The organism is Nostoc sp., from assembly GCF_036916985.1.
Taxonomy (GTDB): domain Bacteria; phylum Cyanobacteriota; class Cyanobacteriia; order Cyanobacteriales; family Nostocaceae; genus Nostoc.
The window spans coordinates 55,503-72,418 of record NZ_JBALFD010000022.1 but is presented as its reverse complement, the minus strand read 5'-3'; the positions used below and the strand labels follow the sequence as shown (position 1 = coordinate 72,418).

Here is a 16,916-nt window from a genome sequence, read left to right as displayed (position 1 = left end):
GATCCGAAACGTATTAGGGGCATAAAGCTGTACGCCCCTACAGCCAATTCATTTCTCGCAAATATCTTTAGAACCGATATTATCCAACCGCTACTAAGATTTTTTCTGGAGCGAAATAATTGTTTTGCTCAGTTCGTAGTTGGTCGCAAAGTCTGCCTTCGGGTAATTCTACATCCTCATAAGTGAGGACTTGATCTTTAGAAATATCTCGTTTGAGGCGGCACCCTTCAGCTAGACCGATTGGTAGAAGATTTTGCTGTTGGACGATATCGGAATTTTCACATTGTCCGTAAGTCATGTAGTAGCCGATGCCATCTAAGGTTTCTCCTGCTTTCAGGTCGATTTTGGCAGTGGTGACAACATCTACTAGCGGGCCTGCTAGTGGAGACATAACGGCATCACCAAAGAGAACAGCACGCGCTACGGACAAGGGAACTTCAAAATGACAGAGGTGATAAGGAGTATAGAAGTTGTAAAGCGGGCCTTCGCCTAATTTGTATAAATTGAGATAGTGCTGTTGCTTGGGGTCGTCGTGAGTGGCAAATACATATACGCCTGGGCCTGGTTTTGCTCCAACTACATAATCGACAATGCCGCCCAGTTCTTTGAGTTGTTCAACATCATATATATGGGCCATTTCATCGACATAACCGTTGAAGTTATATCCCAGCATTCCCCGTTTGGCAACTTTCATGCCTGTGGCATTGGCAACGATCGCTTGCTCAAAGGAAATTTTGGTTCCGTCAGCGAAGCTAGCCACCATGTGGGGCTTTTGACCCCAACGTTTAGCAAATCCTTCCTGGGTGGTGGGATTGCGATAAGGGTCTTGGAGTCCTTTAATGTTACCGCATAATAACGGAGTTAAACCAATGCTTTTCACAAAGCGGTAAAGGTTCATTTGTACCCCTGGCTGATCGCCATCACAAGCGCTGAGAATGACGCCTGCTTTGTCGGCATACACTTTCAGGATGGGGCCAATAGTGCCGTCGAGTTCGGCATTCATCATGATCACATGTTTGCGGTGGGCGATCGCTTCCATAACGATGTGAGCGCCAAATTCTACTGCACCTGTGACTTCGATTAATGCATCGATGCCCTCGGCCCGACACAGTAATTTAGCGTCTTCTGTGACTGCATATTTACCGTTAGCGATCGCATCTTCTAATTCGCTGACAGTTGCAACAACTTGAATATCTTCAATTCCTGCTTCCGAATAAGCTTGTTTAGCTGCATCAATCTGACGATTGGAGATAGCAACTAACTCCATTCCTGGCACTGAATTGACAATTTGGTTGGCAATTCCTCGACCCATGAAACCAGCACCAATCATTCCCACTTTGATAGGATTTCCTGCTGCTGCACGAGCTTGTAAGGCGCGATCGATAATAATCATGAACTAAACTCCTTTTTGGAACTGTTTGTTGTGTTACAAATTCTCGATAATTTTGCACTTAATAATTTATTACAGCTAAATATTAAGTACATTTGGTGTTAGCGACATCTTAAACCAAACGACTAGAAGTCACGGCTACACAGGCAAAACCCACGGAGGTGGGTTTAAAACCCTTAATTTTTCCTTAACTACCCTACGGGAAGCCGCAAAGCGTCTAGGTTTGTATAGCCAAGCCAGTGCGGTCTTCTCCCAAAGGGAGAGGCTAGCGCCAAGGGGGTTTCCCCCATGAGCAACTGGCGTGCGATTTCTAATCGCCAGGGCTAAATGCTAACCAGTTGTTTGCTAGATGTCTGTTTTTTCTGGCTGTGATTTTCGATAATTTGCTCCACAGCATTTCTGTAGGCTTGGGCAAACTTTTCTTTGGTATGATTTGCTCTTGCGTATTCCCATGCCTTCAAAGACATCAGCTTGAGGTCTTCAGCATGTAAATTGGAAATACTTCTAACTTTCGCCTGAATTTCTTCAAGGGAAAGATTATCGAAAATGACACCAAAATCATGAACATCCACACCAGATTCATAGCTTAAAATCGGAATTAAGCCGGCTTGCAAGCTAGTGATTACTGCACCTGCCTGTCCCTCAGAAACGGAAGGATAAACAAGTCCTAAACAATTATTTGTAATCTTTAAAAAGTCAGGGCTACTAACATCAATCCACCCATAAGTATGGATATTTGGTGTTTCATACAGTTCTTTATAGAAAGCTCGTTCAAACTCTTTATCATTGCTTACCGGTCCACAAACTGTTAAATGGTATTCCGGCATTTGGGCAAAGGCATCTAAAACCAAGTCTAATCCTTTGAGAACTAAAGCGCTACCACCAAACCAGATAAAATTCTTTCTTACCGCTTCAAAATCTTTCTCGTCAGGAGAGGGATAAACAAGTGATGAAGAAATGGGAATGCGATACATTGGTTTGTTAGCATATTTGAATGTATCAACTGTGAAATTGTTGCCTAATACAGTAGCGTAATCGGCATATTCAATTCCTAAGTTGGGTGTTTCAAATCGCTGTGGACGTAAGGTAATTCCTCGGCGTTGTTGGAGTTCTAGAAGTCTGTTGCATTCTGCTGCATTGCGAAAGATCATATTAGCAATGTCAACGTGGAAAATTTTGATGCAATCTTTATTCAGCTTTGGTGCAAGTGCTTCTAGCCGATGACGGATATCAATGAAAAATGCGTAGTCTTTTTGAGGAACGAATTTATCATTGTGGAACTGGATAACGTCAACGTTATAGCCCATGTCTAAAAAAGTTTGGGCGATTAGTAGACATTCCCAGTTCCAACTCTGGTCATTGGGCACAGCCTGACCTGGTTTGATGAGAAATGGTTCAATCCGATAAGAAAGAAGTGCATTTCCTTTGAAAGGCTGTTTAGTCTTTAGGGAAACAACCTGTAATGTCTTAGCGTAATTGATCCGAGCCTGGACTTTGTTGGAGACGAAAGAGATAGTATTTCCAACACGAGATAGAATATTATTTGGCATTTATTTCTACCTAAGTTAATTATTTTTTCTTCATACAGAATTAGTATGAAGATGCATCAAACTATATGAGGAACGTAGACGCAGAGCGGCTTGCCGCAGGCTACCGCGAAGGGCGCAAAGGACACAAAGAAAGAAAGAAAGAAAGAAAGAAAGAAAGAAAGAAAGAAAGAAAGAAAGAAATGGGTATCAGATGGAGGTGTAGATAAAGAGTTTAAATTTATCTAGAAGCTGTACCGCCAACAGTCATCATTCTCAACAAAGGCCAATTTAAATCTTTCTGAGATATTTCAGTTACATCTAGAGGCCAATCAATGTTAAAGAATGGATCGTCATAGCGTAAACCTCTTTCATATCCTGGGGTGTAAAATTCACCCACTTGATATACGACTTCAGTCTCATCTGTGAGTGCTTGATAGCCATGAGCAAACATTTCTGGAACATACAAAGCACGGCGGTTTTCTGGGGTTAGCTCTACACCAATGTGTGATAAAAAGCTAGGAGATTCAGGACGCATATCAATAATTACGTCATAAATAGCGCCTTTAGTACAGCGAATCAATTTCGTTTCTGCTGCTGGCAGAATTTGATAGTGCATTCCTCGGATAGTGCCTTTTTTGTAGTTAAAAGACAGGTTACATTGAGCAACTGTTGGCTTTAATCCGTGTGCTTCAAATTCTTGAGCGCAGAAAGACCGAGCGAAAAAACCACGGTGGTCTGGCTTTTCTTCTAAGTCAATAATGAATGCGTCTTTGAGTGCGGTTTCGGTGAAAATCATGATGATTCCTTTGAGATTAATGTTGAGTCTTAGAATGTCCGCAGATTAAAGGATTTCCAAGAAATAAATTATCCAATTTTGTGGGGTGGTGTCTCGCCTGCCCAGTAACCAAATGCGGGCAAGATGCCCACTCCACAGTAAATAATTAGTCCCTAAACAGACATTACATCTGATGCAGAACGTAACTCTGCTCTGGGATAAGTATCATCCCAGTATTGGGTGCAGAGGTCTGGTCTTTCGGGAGGATTTGCGGTGTAACAAAAGAATAGTGTTGACCGGTCTTCTGTGCGGACTGTGCCGTGATGCAAAGTATTTTTCGTATCTACAATCAGAACTGTACCTGCTGGGCCTGGGCAGGATTTCCAAGCTGATTTGGGGATGACTGGTTTTACTTCTTCATCATCGATACCCATATAGCCTGACTTCCAAAGTTTGTAGAAAAGCTGAATATAATTCCAACTAAACAAGGAAGTTAAAGAGCGGGGAATGTATTGAAAAGGCCCAGTTTTTTCTTCTACATCACTCAAGTAAATAAAGATTTTGATAATGCGACGGTCTTCGGCATCGCTATGCCATAGTAATGTACCAAACTGATGTTTGCTCTTGAAATCTTTACGTAAATGTACACCATGAAAAGCAATAGGAAGACCAATATAATTTTCGATGATGTTGAGTAGCCTTTTCTCCATTCCCCAGGCATAAAATTCTGGTAAGCCTGTAACTGTAGAAATTTGTGGTAATTTTTCATCTAGATGGTCGTTGTTGGGATTTTCCATCTGAGACAATTGATGGTAAGCAGCTTTGAGCAGTTCGGAGCTAGAGTTTAATCCCAAATCTGCCAGAGTTGTGGCATAAACGCCATCTTTTTTGAGAGCATTAAGGATTTTGCGATCGCGTCCTTCCAATGCTGGTAGATTTTTGCTATGCTTCCAACGTGCTATATAATATTCTAAGTCAGAAGATAGTGTAGATATTTTGCGTTTAATTACACTAAGCATGGTGTTAATCCCTTCTAGTTTTGATGTAAATTTATCAGTAGATTATGGCTTATAGCTCTGTACTTCTTGAGTAGATATTTCACCTGATTCTGCTAAAGTAAATTCTTTAGAAACCATCACATCAAAAGCACACAAACTGACTAAAGCCAAAAATGGAACTACTGTCTTAATTGCTGACATAGGCCATCTTCTTAAAGCACCCAAGAAAACTTTCAAGTTGACTTCTTTGCCATTTTGCAAAAGCATTCGCCTACAAAACTGCTTAGAATATCCACTCTGCTCCAATTTCAAAATCACTTCGGGTATGTGTTTGTATTGCATTAATAGTGCAGACTTTGGCTCTTTCTGCCAATAACTCACACCAACAACACATTCTAAATAAGTCTCTTTCGTGACAATTGCACGACCATTAGCAGCACAATACCCAGCTAAATATGCTAAAGATATCCAGTTATTTTCAGCATCTTGCCAATTTTGGAGAGCGCGTTTCACTAAATCAGTGCGGTAGATTGTAGCAGTCAGAAAAATGACTGCACCGACACTTTTTGAGAAACAATGCTCAAATATAGCTTTACCATCACCATCACCTTCTTCACTATCTATATCAAACCAGCGATTACCAACAATTGTGGGTGGATGAACTGCTTCACCAGTAATTTGGTTGCGACCGGAAAAGTTGAGAAACAATAAGGATAAATCTTCATATTGCTTGAGCTTGCTAATTACATAAGCAATGGCTCTATCTTGAATCGGGTCATCATCACCAATTGTCCAAACATATTTTGTTATTGTAGAATTTAGGCAATACATGATATTTTTGACAACGCCTAAATTTTTAGGATTTTTATTTGATTTAAATGTGATATTACTAAGTGTTGCTTGCCATTTTTTTATCACCTCTTGAGTATTGTCTGTAGAACAATTATCAGAAACTAAAATTTCACAATCATCTTCAAAACCTTTGATAGTTTGAGCTAGCCATGCTAACTGTTTATCAAGTAACTCAGCACGATTATAAGTGGGTATAGCAATGGTCAGTAATTTAGGCATGGTAAGAAATAGTAGTTAATAAAATTGATATATGAGTGGTTATCGCCAAGAACAATAACTTGGCAATTAACACACTAAGCTACAGGCTATTCTCTAGCTGTTTGGGTGGAAAAAGAATTGCCCAAGCTGATATACTTAAAAAACTTAGGTAAGGAATAAATGTCTTAATTGTCAATAAAGGCCAGCGTTTTAAAGCACCTAATAAGATTTTCAAGTCAGTTTTTTGTTGGAAATTCTGCCAAATCATTTTCTGACAAAACTTATGAGGATATCCTACCTTTAGTAGTTTTATATAAACTTCAGGTATGAACGCATATCGCATTCTAAAGTTCCATGTTGGATCAAGATCCAAAAGACTAGCACCCATAGTACATTCTAAATAAGTGTCTTTAGTGATAATGACACTTCCATGAGCAGCGCAAAATGCAGTCCAATATGCTTGAGATGCCCAATTACTAGTAGCAGATGGCCACTTTTGTAAAGCGCGTTGTACTAAATCTGTGCGATAAATTGCTGCTGATATAAAAAGTACACCACCAAAGTTTTCGTTTAGATAACTTTGAAATACAGTTTTACCATCAACTCTTAGTTCGTCGCGATCGCTATTTAACCAGCGTTCTACAACAAGTTGACCCGTTCGTTTTTGGCGACCAGAGAAATTTAAAAACATTAGTGCTAAATCTGAATGTTTTTTTAGTGTTGTTAATACATACCCTAAAGTTCTCTCCTGGATTGGATCGTCATCACCAATTGTCCAAATATATTTACTAGTTGGGGCTTTTAAACAACAAGCAATATTACCCATTACGCCAATATTTTCACTATTTCTATTTGACGTAAATTTTACATTACTGAGAATTATCTGCCATTTTTTAATTACTTCTTGGGTATTATCTGTAGAGCAATTATCAGAAATAAAGATTTCACAGTCAGACTCAAAGCCTTTAATAGATTTGGCTAACCAAGTAAGTTGTTTGTCTAAAAGCTGGGCGCGATTGAATGTTGGAATAGCAATGGTCAGCAATTTATTCATATTAAGCTCAACTCTGTAGTTAAGAAGAACCAGTATTAACAGCAGACTAAGTAATTAAAAAGCTGCTTTGCAATTGAGTTATTTGCGATTTGACGACATAACTTTTATAAGAGATGCGCCTTTTAATTACTCAAAAAAGTTCAATTATTAGTAAGTAATAAGAGGCGTTTTTGCTTCTCTTTAGTAATTACGACGCTATTAAAAGCCTATCCGGAATAGGACAGGGATAAATTTTTACTTCAGGAATGGGTACGACAAACTGTCCACCCCATTCACCAATAAATGCCATTTGTTCCATAATTTCTTCCTTGAGATTCCAAGGTAAAATTAGGACATAATCTGGTTTGGTTTCACGGATTTTATCTGGTTCAAAGATAGGAATATGAGTACCAGGTAAAAATAGTCCCTGTTTATAAGGATTGGAATCTACTGTGTAATCAATAAAATCTTTTCCAATTCCACAGTAATTCAGCAATGTATTGCCTTTAGCTGGTGCGCCATAGCCAGCGATTGATTTACCTTCTGCTTTAGCTTTTAAGAGAAAATTTAATAGCTTATGCTTTGTTTCTTTGGCTTTTTCTCCAAATGTAATGTAAGTCTCCATACGATGTAGTCCAGCAGCAATTTCCTTAGCTTTCAAATGGCTAACTCGTTCACTAATGCTGATATGATCGGCGGAGTTATGTTTGGCATAAATTCTTAGTGAACCACCATGAGTTGATAATTCTTCTACGTCAAAAAGTTGCAAATTGTGTGCTGCAAAAATTTTCTCAATAGTCAGGAATGAGAAGTAAGAAAAATGCTCATGATAAATCGTATCAAACTGATTTTTTTGAATCAGTTGTAAGATGTGAGGAAACTCCATCGTCAAAATACCATTAGGTTTGAGGATGAGTTTCATCCCAGCGATAAAATCATTTAGATCCGGTACATGAGCTAAAACATTATTACCGATCAAAAGGTCAGCTAGTTTTCCTTGTATCACGAGTTCTTTGGCTGTTTCGACTCCAAAAAACTTGTTGATACTAGGAATGCCTCTGTCTTCAGCAACCTTGGCAATATTTGCCGCTGGTTCTATGCCTAAAACGGGGATTCCCTTCTCTAAAAAATATTGCAGTAAGTAGCCGTCGTTACTGGCAATTTCAATAACTTGATTATGATGATTAAAGTTGAACTTTTCTACCATCATATCAGTATAGGCTTTAGCATGTTTTAGCCAACTGACCGAGTAAGAAGAAAAATAAGCATAGTCACTAAAAATATGATCTGGAGTTTCAAATTGTTCTAATTGAACTAAGAGAGTGTCTTCAGATACATAAGCGTGGAGAGGATAAAATTTTTCGGCATTATTTAGCTGTTCTGCTCTAAGATAAGCATTGGCTAAAGGTGACATTCCTAGATCAATAAAGGTTTGGTGCAGAGGTTGACCACTAAAACGACATTTTGCGATCGCCATAATTTTCAAGTCACTGATTGCAAATAATTTGGTGGATAAAATAAGTCTGAAAAACCTTTTTTTGTTGCTATTAGTGTGTATATTTTACTCTTATAGGTTTGTGGCTTATACCTGATTTACAAAACAGGAATTACGACTATTTCCTACAATTAAATTTTTATTTACACACTAATAGCTAACTCTAGCTACTTTTTATTCCAGAAGAAATCTTTGTCAATTTGCTCTGTCCGAATCAGATACTCTAGCTGTTTTAAGCGAGTAAATCCTCTAAACAAGAAAGTATCTTCAGCCATGTGTATTTGACTAAATAAATCAAATAGCTGCTGGGCACCAAGTCGGGCATTCCAATCACACTTAAATCCAGGTAAGATTGTGTTGATTTTCTCGAAGGATACGCGATAACTGCGGTTATCTGCGCCGTTGTCACCAAAGGACAATTTACAATCGGGGAAAATATCAGCAATAATTTCTGCGATTTCTTTAACGCGATAGTTATTTGCTGTATCTCCCACATTGAAGATTTGGTTATGTACAATATCGCGTGGTGCTTCTAAGGTGCAGACTATGGCTTTGCAAATATCCAATGCGTGGACTAATGGCCGCCAAGGTGTACCATCACTAATCATTTTGATTTCTTTGCTAGTCCATGCCAACCCAGCTAAGTTGTTTAAAACAATATCAAAACGCATTCTGGGGGAAGCACCAAAGGCTGTAGCATTCCGCATAAAGGTGGGAGAGAAGTCATCGTCAGCGAGTGGTCTGACATCTCTTTCTACGAGAGTTTTGCATTCTGCGTAGGCTGTTTGGGGATTCACTGGGGATTCTTCTGTGACATCACCTGCGGTAGCAACACCGTAGACACTGCACGAAGACATATATACGAAGCGACGCACACCCATAGCCTTAGCCAGACTAGCTAGACGAACTGAACCTACATGATTAATTTCGTAGGTAATATTTGGTGCCAATTGTCCGGCTGGGTCGTTGGAGAGTTCTGCCATGTGGACTATGGCTTCAATACCTTCCAAATCATCAGGGGTGATGTTGCGGATATCTTTGTTGAGGGTTTTGGGTGTTACGCCACTCGCGTTGTAAAGCCAACCAACTTTATAGAAGCCGGTATCTAGACCAATAACTTCATGTCCTCGTTCAATTAACAGAGGGGGTAATAATGAACCTAGATAGCCTTCTGTGCCAGTTACTAATATTTTCATTGTGGTTAATGCCTTTGTATTGATGAGTTAAATTCTTCGTTTAGTAGGGACGCACAGATATTCGCCCTATAGGGTGTTGCATCTAAGAGGGAACCGCTATATTTTTCGTTTGTATGCAATAACTCGACCTCACTTCCATTCCTCTCTCCTAAGAGGAGAGAGGTTTTGAATCTTACTCCCATTCCCTTGTAGGGAAGGGGTTGGGGGTTAGGTCATTGGACTAAAACCAGAAGTGCTATGTATAATTCGGCTAACAATCATTACACAGTTTGCCGACTAACCCATTGGGTAGCACCTATAGCGGTTCTTAATTGATGCACTACACTTTTTATCTTGTGGGATGGGTATCTTACCAGTCTCTTGTATTTCTAGGCAGGTAGAGAAAAGATGCTCACTATACAAGATTCATCCCTTAATTCAACAGTCCCGGAAATAATAACGATGTTATCTATGCAGTTACCACACTATTTAGATGGGAAAGTTGCGGAATTTCTGCCACAAGCGCTTTGCCAATTTCTAGAGAAGATGTGGCAGCCGGAGAAGGAGCATTGCAAACATGAATGGAGTTTTGACCAGAAACAATCAAAAAGTCGTCTACAAGCTTGCCATCGTTCATTAAGGCTTGAGCGCGAACACCTGCATGGGTGGGAACTAGGTCTTCTGCTTGAACTTCGGGAATTAGTTTTTGCAAACTTCTGGTGAAGGCTGCTTTGCTAAAGGAACGAATGATTTCTTGGATACCTTCATCAGCGTGTTTGGCTGCTAACTTCCAAAAACCTGGATAGGTGATAACTTCCAGAAAATCCCGTAAGTCAAAGTCGGTTTTTTTGTAACCTTCGCGTTTGAGCGATAGAACCGCGTTTGGCCCTGCATGGACGCTACCATCAATCATTCGGGTGAAGTGGACACCCAGGAAGGGGAAATCTGGATTGGGAACTGGGTAAATTAATGTCTTGACCAGATAGCGTTTTTCTGGGGTGAGTTCGTAGTATTCTCCCCGGAATGGGACAATTTTGGCTTGGGGTTCAACTTGACCTAGTTTGGCGGTGCGATCGCTATGCAATCCAGTACAATTAATTACAAAGCGGGTTTCAAAGTTACCCTTGTTTGTTTGCAATACCTGATTTTTACCACTTGCAGAGATTTTCAGGACTTTTGTATTGAGGTGTAAATCTCCACCCTGCTGTTGAATTAGCTGGGCATATTTGAAACAAACTTGCTTGTAATTAACAATGCCAGTTGAGTATACCCGAATTCCACCTACACATCTTACGTGAGGTTCAATTTCCTTGACTTCTTCGGGGCTGATTCTCTGGACTTCTATGCCATTATCTAAGCCACGTTTGTAGAGATTTTCTAAGCGTGGTAGCTCTTGTTCTTCAGTTGCGACAATCACTTTCCCACAAACGTCATGGTCAATTCCATGCTCTTGGCAAAATTCTACCATTGAGCGAGAACCATCACGACAAAATTTAGCTTTGAAACTTCCTGGTTTGTAGTAAATACCAGAATGAATTACCCCGCTATTATTGCCTGTTTGGTGAAATGCCCATTGACTCTCTTTTTCTAGTACTAAAATCCGGGCATTGGGATAGCGTTTTCCTAAAGCCAACGCTGTCGAGAGTCCAACTATTCCCCCACCTATAACCGCAAAATCATACATTAGTATTATCGCACTTCAAATTACAGTAAATCTATAAAGTTATTTGGGATTGGGTAATGGGTACTGGGTACTGGGTAAGAAAATATGAGTAAGATTTGGTTTGGATGTGAATCTTCATTCAAATCTTCCCAATCCCCAATCCCCAGTCCCCAGCTCCCAATCCCCTTACCATACCTTCCAAGGAGCCTGATTGTTTTTCCACAGCCCTTCGAGATAGTTTTTATCGCGTAAAGTATCCATTGGTTGCCAAAATCCATCATGTCTGAAAGCAGATAGCTGTTCCATATCAGCTAGCTTTTCTAATGGCTCTTGCTCCCACACTGTAGAGTCATCAGCAATTAAGTTGATTACTTCTGGTTCTAACACAAAATAACCGCCATTAATCCAAGCTCCATCACCTTCCGGCTTTTCCCGAAAGCTGGTGATTTTGGTTTGCTCATATCCTAAAGAAATAGCACCAAAACGTCCGGCTGGTTGAACGGCTGTGAGTGTTCCTAAGCTCTTTTGCTGTTTGTGAAAGTTAACTAGCTCTGTGATATTAATATTACTTACACCATCACCATAAGTAAAGCAAAAAGTCTCATTACCAAGATGCTCGCTGATTCGCTTTAAGCGTCCGCCTGTCATGGTATTATCACCCGTATTTACTAAGGTGACGCGCCAGGGTTCTGCATAACCAGAATGCACATTCATCTGGTTAAAGCGCATGTCAAAGGTAACATCTGACATGTGTAAAAAGTAGTTAGCAAAATACTCTTTAATGACGTAACCTTTGTAACCACAACAAATGATGAAGTCATTAATGCCGTGGGCTGAGTAAGTTTTCATGATGTGCCAGAGAATTGGCTTACCACCAATTTCAACCATCGGCTTGGGTCTGATACTAGTTTCTTCACTGAGGCGTGTACCAAGACCTCCAGCCAAAATCACCGCTTTCATGCAATTACCTCGGAGATTTGTAGGGATATAATTATTTGACCGTGCCAATTTCAGATTTTGGATTTTGGATTTTAGATTAAAAGAGTTTTTTGGTACATACCCTGCTCTGAAAGTGGGTGTAATAAATCTACTCTGACGCTCGTGACGTTCAATGACTAATCCCAAACCGCAAACCTAAAATCTAAAATTGGTTAACTTTATCGATATGAAGAGGATGCACTTAGATGGAGGAAAATTGATTTCTGATTTCTTTTTCTCCGTCAATAATCTAACTGTAATTTCCGGCAAAATTATAAAGGAAATATAAATTAAAATCTTTTCTATATAAAAGCTGTATGAATATCTATAAACATGAAAATAAACTACTTAATTAATTGAATAAAAATATCACCAATAAAATAGCTAGGATTAGCACCAGCTAACCCTAGTCAGGCTTGATTTTTTCAATCAAAACCAAAAATATGCAGGTAATAAAAACTACTTATTTCTAGTTAGTTTTTTCGCCGTTATTTGCTCCTTGGAATAAAGGATCACATTTATTTTCTACGACTACGCATAAGTTACTGAGTGCTTGCTGGTAATTATCCATGTCATTTTGGTCAAGAAATATTTTGGCAGATGCCTGTATATCTTCAACAGCTTTCGTCTGGTTTTGGTTAGATTCACTACCACCATATTGTGCTAGTTCATAGCGAACCATACCTCGTTTGAGATATGCTTTTGCTAGTTTGGGGCTGAGGATTAATGCTTGGTTAAAGTCAGCGATCGCTTGATGATATTCTTGCTCATAATTGCTGCTATATTGAGCAATTTGATAATAGACAGCACCCCGCTGAAAGTAAGCTTCGGCTTTAGATATATTAAGTTTGATGGCGTAAGTAAAATCTGCGATCGCTCTTCTGTAAACCTGTTGGGATTCACCGCTATATTTAGCCATTTGGGCGCGGACAATTCCCCGTCTGATATAAGCTTCGATTTCATTCTTATCCAGACCAATAGCCTGATTATAGTCAGCGATCGCTAGTTTATACTCTTGATCGGGATCGTTGCTATATTCGGCTAGCATATAGCGGGCATTGCCCCGATTCACCAGAGCTTTGATTTGATTGGGATTGATTTGGAGAGCTTGGCTATAATCTGTAACTGCTCCTTCATAGTCTTTCAGGTTATAGCGAGCATTACCGCGATTTACAATTGCTCTGGCATGTGTAGGTTCTTGTTCAATCGCTTCGGTAAAGCTGACAATTGCTTTGTCATAGTCTCGCTCTTTGTAAGCAATATAACCTTGCTGATAGGAATCAGCAAAGCTAAGTTTATTATTTGGCTTGAGAGACTTGATTGTTTGTTGGGTGTAGGCATTTTGGGAAACCAACGGCTGAGTAAATTTAATCATTAAGTCGGCATATCCCAATAGACCAAAACCCAGCAAGCAGAAAACAACCGGATACAATTTTGACTTCTTGGAAGGTTTATAAGATGAACCACTGGGGGTAATTATTGGTTGCCAGTAATTACTTAGCTGCGGTGACATCCCACGCTGCGGAAAATGCGGTGTTTGATTGTAGCGCTTTCTTGGCTTGATTCGCGGTTGTAAATGTTCTCTAGCTTCTATAGCCCGATGTGATGGAAAGGGGTCGCGTCCACCTAATCGCACGGTACGTTCACACCACGGACAGCTACGCATGTGGTTGTTGTAGCGATGCTGGGGATTTGTCGTGCAGGTAATCAGGGAATCTTCCGCTTCCGCGATTGCTGAAAGCCAAGTTTGGGCACTGGGGCGCAGTTGTGGGTTATTGTGACCCTCTTCAAAACAACGGATAAATAGCTCTTGTAAGCTAGGATGGAGAATTTCCCAAGGGGGTGCAATGGGTGTTGGCAGGTAGGGTACGTAACGCTTTTCGCTGTAAGTGAAATGACCCGATGCAATGCGTGCTTCGTAGGGTGGTGGCTCAATCGCGCCTTGAAATATCCCCGAAAATGGGTGAGTGCCTTCCATTAAGAGTTGAAAGACTAGCACCGATAACCCAAATAAATCGTGAGAGATTTCGCGATCGTGTTGAGCAAAAGTTTTATTCTGTAGTTCTGGTGGAGTAAACTCTGGCTTACCCACCGGACAGCGATAAACAACATTATTGTTTGGGTCTGGTACTTGGAAAGAGTCTGTGTCTATCAAAGTCACCAGTGCGGTGTCACTGACGAGAATATTGGACTCGTTCACATCACCAATACAATATCCACTAGCGTGCAAAGCTGCAAAAGCCGCCGCTAGGTTACGCGCCGTGCGGAGCAGGTACTGATAGTTGAATAGGGGGCAGTGTTGGCGACGGGTTCTGGGGTTGTAAAAGTCGATGATGGGACGCATCCCTTGAATGCGTGGCATCAAAAACCCCAGGATGCTATTTTTGCCATCTGCCGCCCGTAATAAATCCTCTGGCCAAGCGATAGATATATGCCCTAAACTAGCCGTTGGGTTTTCTGGCGGATTGGCTAGCATCGCCTGGAGTTTATCAGCATGGGCAGTAGTTGGCTTGTGGTAAATCTTCGCCACCAAGTTGTTATCGGATGGCACTGTGTAAACACAAGCTTCACCGCCACGCCCCAAACTGACATTGAGGCTGAGGATTTCTTTTCTAGGGGAACAACGTAGTACCTGCATAATGAAATTACCGCTAACGGGAGTTATTTAAGATGAGAAACCTGTAAATTTATTGCTTATAAGTCGTTGAATGCGGCTATAATGAGTGTCAAATCATCGTCAGTGCGTTGCGTAATCCGCTCTGACCGTAAAAATTTTACCAATTGCTCCTTAGCTAATGTCTTATCTTCGGTATTGGCGACAAATTCAAACAGGGGAAAAAAGAATGGTTTGTGAGGTTCGCCAACAACCATATTCAAAGCCAACATTTGTAGTCCGTCGGTAATGATACCAACATTTACTATGTCTGTGCGCCATAATCTCATCTGCGCTCTGTCTATGGCGTTGGGCGAAGTTAAAAAAGTAGTTTCGTTGATATATTCACCGCTATCAGGCATAGTCAGTGCCAACAGATTGCCCAGGCGATCTTTTGCCACTGCCAAACCATCACCTATCTGGGCCACAGCGACAACTTCTGGTGTGGCAACCGTCATAATTAAGGTAGTTGCTAAATCTTGAGGCTGTTTGTCTGAAGTAGCTGCCTCAGCTTCTACAGCTTTTTTAGCAGCTAGTATGGCATCATTTAAAAGCGATCGCACATAAACATCATCACTCAAACTTTTTCGGTTCAGCCCAATGGTTGAAATGTTTTCTATTGCTGTCTCCACAGCAATCATTGCTCCCACTTTCCCAAGACTTGCAGAACCCGCGCCATCTGCTGCCGCCGCCACTAAAACATTATCTGACAATATCTGCCAATGATGAGCATCCTGACATAATTGATTGTTTTTTAAGTGACTTGTACCACATACAGACGCAGCCACAATCCGCCATTGAGTAATCTGTTTTGATATGTTCATAGATTTTTTGTCCAGCAGCTGGCTGTGTAAACACCAAGCTGCAATTTTAATTAAACAGTCCCCCAACCAATCGGCGGTAGTGCTACCTGTTCGTCTACCTGAGAATGAGAAACAGCTGACATACTAGTTGACAGCCAGACAAACATCTCGATAAAGTTCAGCCCTTTGAGCTTCAGGGGAGTACGTACAGCTATTTGATTTAAACGGGTCATATTCGCATTTTCTACACCTACCGTAAAAAATGCTACGCGCTTATTCGCTTCATCTCCCTGTAAGCGTTGGGATGCCTGCTCTACAGTATGTTCTAACTCGCCTTGCGGTTCTCCATCGGTAATCATAAACACCCAAGGACGATAGTAAGCAATGCCATTGGCACGATACTGAGATTTCCGCTCTTGAATGATGTCCAAAGCTTTATGAATTCCCGCACCCATTGTAGTCAAGCCCTGTGCGGTCAAAATAGGCGGATTGAATTGATCGGCAGTCACAAAGTCTTGTACTACATTGATATTACTATCAAAAGTGACGATCGCCACTTCCACTCGTCTTGCAGCTAAGGAATTTTTGACTAATTCATCCTTTAAGCTGAGTAAACCTTGATTTAAAGCCTCAATCGGATCTCCTTGCATCGAGCCAGATGTGTCTAATAGAAGTACACAAGGACACCGTGGCTCTGGGTTCTCAGCAAATTCTACTACTTCATCAAGTCTTAATGTATCATGCATAACTTTTTGTGTTATGTTAAAGTTCAAAGCTTTATTTCCCTTTGCTCGAGAGTATGTAATTCCAGCTAGTCGCTGAAGCGACTATAGAATATAGTATCTAGTGGTAGATGCTCTAATCTTTATTAAACAAATTATTTTCATGAAGTTCTCTATATATTTAAGAAGAACTTGAGTACATTTTAGTTTAGCAAAAAATAGTTTATCAAAATCTAGCATTACCTGTTGTAATGTATCTACCAAAAATTTATATCCCTTAAACCTACAGTACAATAAATACGTAAACTTTCCTAGATAACTTTTTAAAGATTTTATGTAGGAGAACTGTTCTTTAAGAGAAAAGTAATTAACCATAATTAAGATCGTTAACTCTAGAAGTATACCAGTGTAACTGCGCTAACTTGGAATCAAATTTGCTTGCTTTTCTGAGTAGGCATAAATAAACGTCATTATTTAAGGTCTTCACCCAAGACTCTTCAGTAGTCAGTAAAGGTTAGAAGCAACTAACATCGACTGTTAGTCTGGCCATGATAATTATTTACTTTTATTCATACCCACTAATTGTTTTTTGAGATAAATTAAGTAGGACGTGCCAAATGTAACAAATCGGTTATAAAACTTATAGTTTTTA

At 40.2% G+C, this 16,916-nt stretch carries 13 protein-coding genes; all 13 read right to left on the bottom strand.

Annotation, left to right across the window (positions count from 1 at the left end; genetic code table 11):
- Positions 1-79: 79 nt before the first annotated feature.
- Positions 80-1,393, bottom strand: coding sequence for an NAD(P)H-dependent oxidoreductase (locus V7L07_RS08585; RefSeq protein ID WP_335056848.1), 1,314 nt, complete (start codon positions 1,391-1,393; stop codon positions 80-82).
- A gap of 320 nt (positions 1,394-1,713) precedes the next feature.
- A complete protein-coding gene (locus V7L07_RS08580) occupies positions 1,714-2,940 on the bottom strand; it encodes a glycosyltransferase (RefSeq protein ID WP_335056846.1) in 1,227 nt (408 codons plus the stop codon).
- A gap of 217 nt (positions 2,941-3,157) precedes the next feature.
- On the bottom strand, positions 3,158-3,715 hold the full coding sequence (gene rfbC / locus V7L07_RS08575; RefSeq protein ID WP_335056845.1) for a dTDP-4-dehydrorhamnose 3,5-epimerase: 558 nt from the start codon (positions 3,713-3,715) through the stop codon (positions 3,158-3,160).
- A 152-nt stretch (positions 3,716-3,867) separates the two neighbouring features.
- Entirely contained in the window at positions 3,868-4,713 is an 846-nt protein-coding gene (locus tag V7L07_RS08570; RefSeq protein WP_335056843.1) for a phytanoyl-CoA dioxygenase, read from the bottom strand.
- Positions 4,714-4,755: 42 nt separating this feature from the next.
- Positions 4,756-5,763 (bottom strand): glycosyltransferase family 2 protein, encoded by a 1,008-nt coding sequence (locus V7L07_RS08565; RefSeq protein WP_335056841.1) that lies wholly within the window; start codon positions 5,761-5,763, stop codon positions 4,756-4,758.
- A gap of 79 nt (positions 5,764-5,842) precedes the next feature.
- Positions 5,843-6,796, bottom strand: coding sequence for a glycosyltransferase family 2 protein (locus V7L07_RS08560; protein ID WP_335056839.1), 954 nt, complete (start codon positions 6,794-6,796; stop codon positions 5,843-5,845).
- 187 nt (positions 6,797-6,983) lie between these two features.
- Positions 6,984-8,252 (bottom strand): class I SAM-dependent methyltransferase, encoded by a 1,269-nt coding sequence (locus V7L07_RS08555; protein ID WP_179065987.1) that lies wholly within the window; start codon positions 8,250-8,252, stop codon positions 6,984-6,986.
- A 185-nt stretch (positions 8,253-8,437) separates the two neighbouring features.
- A complete protein-coding gene (locus V7L07_RS08550) occupies positions 8,438-9,466 on the bottom strand; it encodes an NAD-dependent epimerase/dehydratase family protein (protein WP_179065986.1) in 1,029 nt (342 codons plus the stop codon).
- A gap of 448 nt (positions 9,467-9,914) precedes the next feature.
- Positions 9,915-11,129 (bottom strand): L-2-hydroxyglutarate oxidase, encoded by a 1,215-nt coding sequence (gene lhgO, locus V7L07_RS08545; protein ID WP_335056837.1) that lies wholly within the window; start codon positions 11,127-11,129, stop codon positions 9,915-9,917.
- Positions 11,130-11,294: 165 nt separating this feature from the next.
- Positions 11,295-12,068: a glucose-1-phosphate cytidylyltransferase gene (gene rfbF / locus V7L07_RS08540; protein ID WP_334699096.1), complete on the bottom strand. Its 774-nt coding sequence runs from the start codon at positions 12,066-12,068 to the stop codon at positions 11,295-11,297.
- Positions 12,069-12,555: 487 nt separating this feature from the next.
- Positions 12,556-14,724, bottom strand: a complete 2,169-nt coding sequence (locus V7L07_RS08535) for a tetratricopeptide repeat protein (RefSeq protein WP_335056835.1) — start codon at positions 14,722-14,724, stop codon at positions 12,556-12,558.
- A 56-nt stretch (positions 14,725-14,780) separates the two neighbouring features.
- Entirely contained in the window at positions 14,781-15,563 is a 783-nt protein-coding gene (locus V7L07_RS08530; protein WP_179065982.1) for a PP2C family serine/threonine-protein phosphatase, read from the bottom strand.
- A 50-nt stretch (positions 15,564-15,613) separates the two neighbouring features.
- The gene (locus V7L07_RS08525; RefSeq protein ID WP_334711139.1) at positions 15,614-16,288 is read right to left on the bottom strand and encodes a vWA domain-containing protein; all 675 of its coding nucleotides are present in this window, start codon (positions 16,286-16,288) and stop codon (positions 15,614-15,616) included.
- Positions 16,289-16,916: the final 628 nt, after the last annotated feature.

What these genes read in the sequence shown, in the direction of transcription:
- V7L07_RS08560 (WP_335056839.1), bottom strand. Translation starts at nt 6,796, where the DNA reads ATGAATAAATTGCTGACCATTGCTATTCCAACATTCAATCGCGCCCAG.
- lhgO (WP_335056837.1), bottom strand. Translation starts at nt 11,129, where the DNA reads ATGTATGATTTTGCGGTTATAGGTGGGGGAATAGTTGGACTCTCGACA.
- rfbC (WP_335056845.1), bottom strand. Translation starts at nt 3,715, where the DNA reads ATGATTTTCACCGAAACCGCACTCAAAGACGCATTCATTATTGACTTA.
- rfbF (WP_334699096.1), bottom strand. Translation starts at nt 12,068, where the DNA reads ATGAAAGCGGTGATTTTGGCTGGAGGTCTTGGTACACGCCTCAGTGAA.
- V7L07_RS08530 (WP_179065982.1), bottom strand. Translation starts at nt 15,563, where the DNA reads ATGAACATATCAAAACAGATTACTCAATGGCGGATTGTGGCTGCGTCT.
- V7L07_RS08535 (WP_335056835.1), bottom strand. Translation starts at nt 14,724, where the DNA reads ATGCAGGTACTACGTTGTTCCCCTAGAAAAGAAATCCTCAGCCTCAAT.
- V7L07_RS08555 (WP_179065987.1), bottom strand. Translation starts at nt 8,252, where the DNA reads ATGGCGATCGCAAAATGTCGTTTTAGTGGTCAACCTCTGCACCAAACC.
- V7L07_RS08550 (WP_179065986.1), bottom strand. Translation starts at nt 9,466, where the DNA reads ATGAAAATATTAGTAACTGGCACAGAAGGCTATCTAGGTTCATTATTA.
- V7L07_RS08580 (WP_335056846.1), bottom strand. Translation starts at nt 2,940, where the DNA reads ATGCCAAATAATATTCTATCTCGTGTTGGAAATACTATCTCTTTCGTC.
- V7L07_RS08525 (WP_334711139.1), bottom strand. Translation starts at nt 16,288, where the DNA reads ATGCATGATACATTAAGACTTGATGAAGTAGTAGAATTTGCTGAGAAC.
- V7L07_RS08565 (WP_335056841.1), bottom strand. Translation starts at nt 5,763, where the DNA reads ATGCCTAAATTACTGACCATTGCTATACCCACTTATAATCGTGCTGAG.
- V7L07_RS08585 (WP_335056848.1), bottom strand. Translation starts at nt 1,393, where the DNA reads ATGATTATTATCGATCGCGCCTTACAAGCTCGTGCAGCAGCAGGAAAT.
- V7L07_RS08570 (WP_335056843.1), bottom strand. Translation starts at nt 4,713, where the DNA reads ATGCTTAGTGTAATTAAACGCAAAATATCTACACTATCTTCTGACTTA.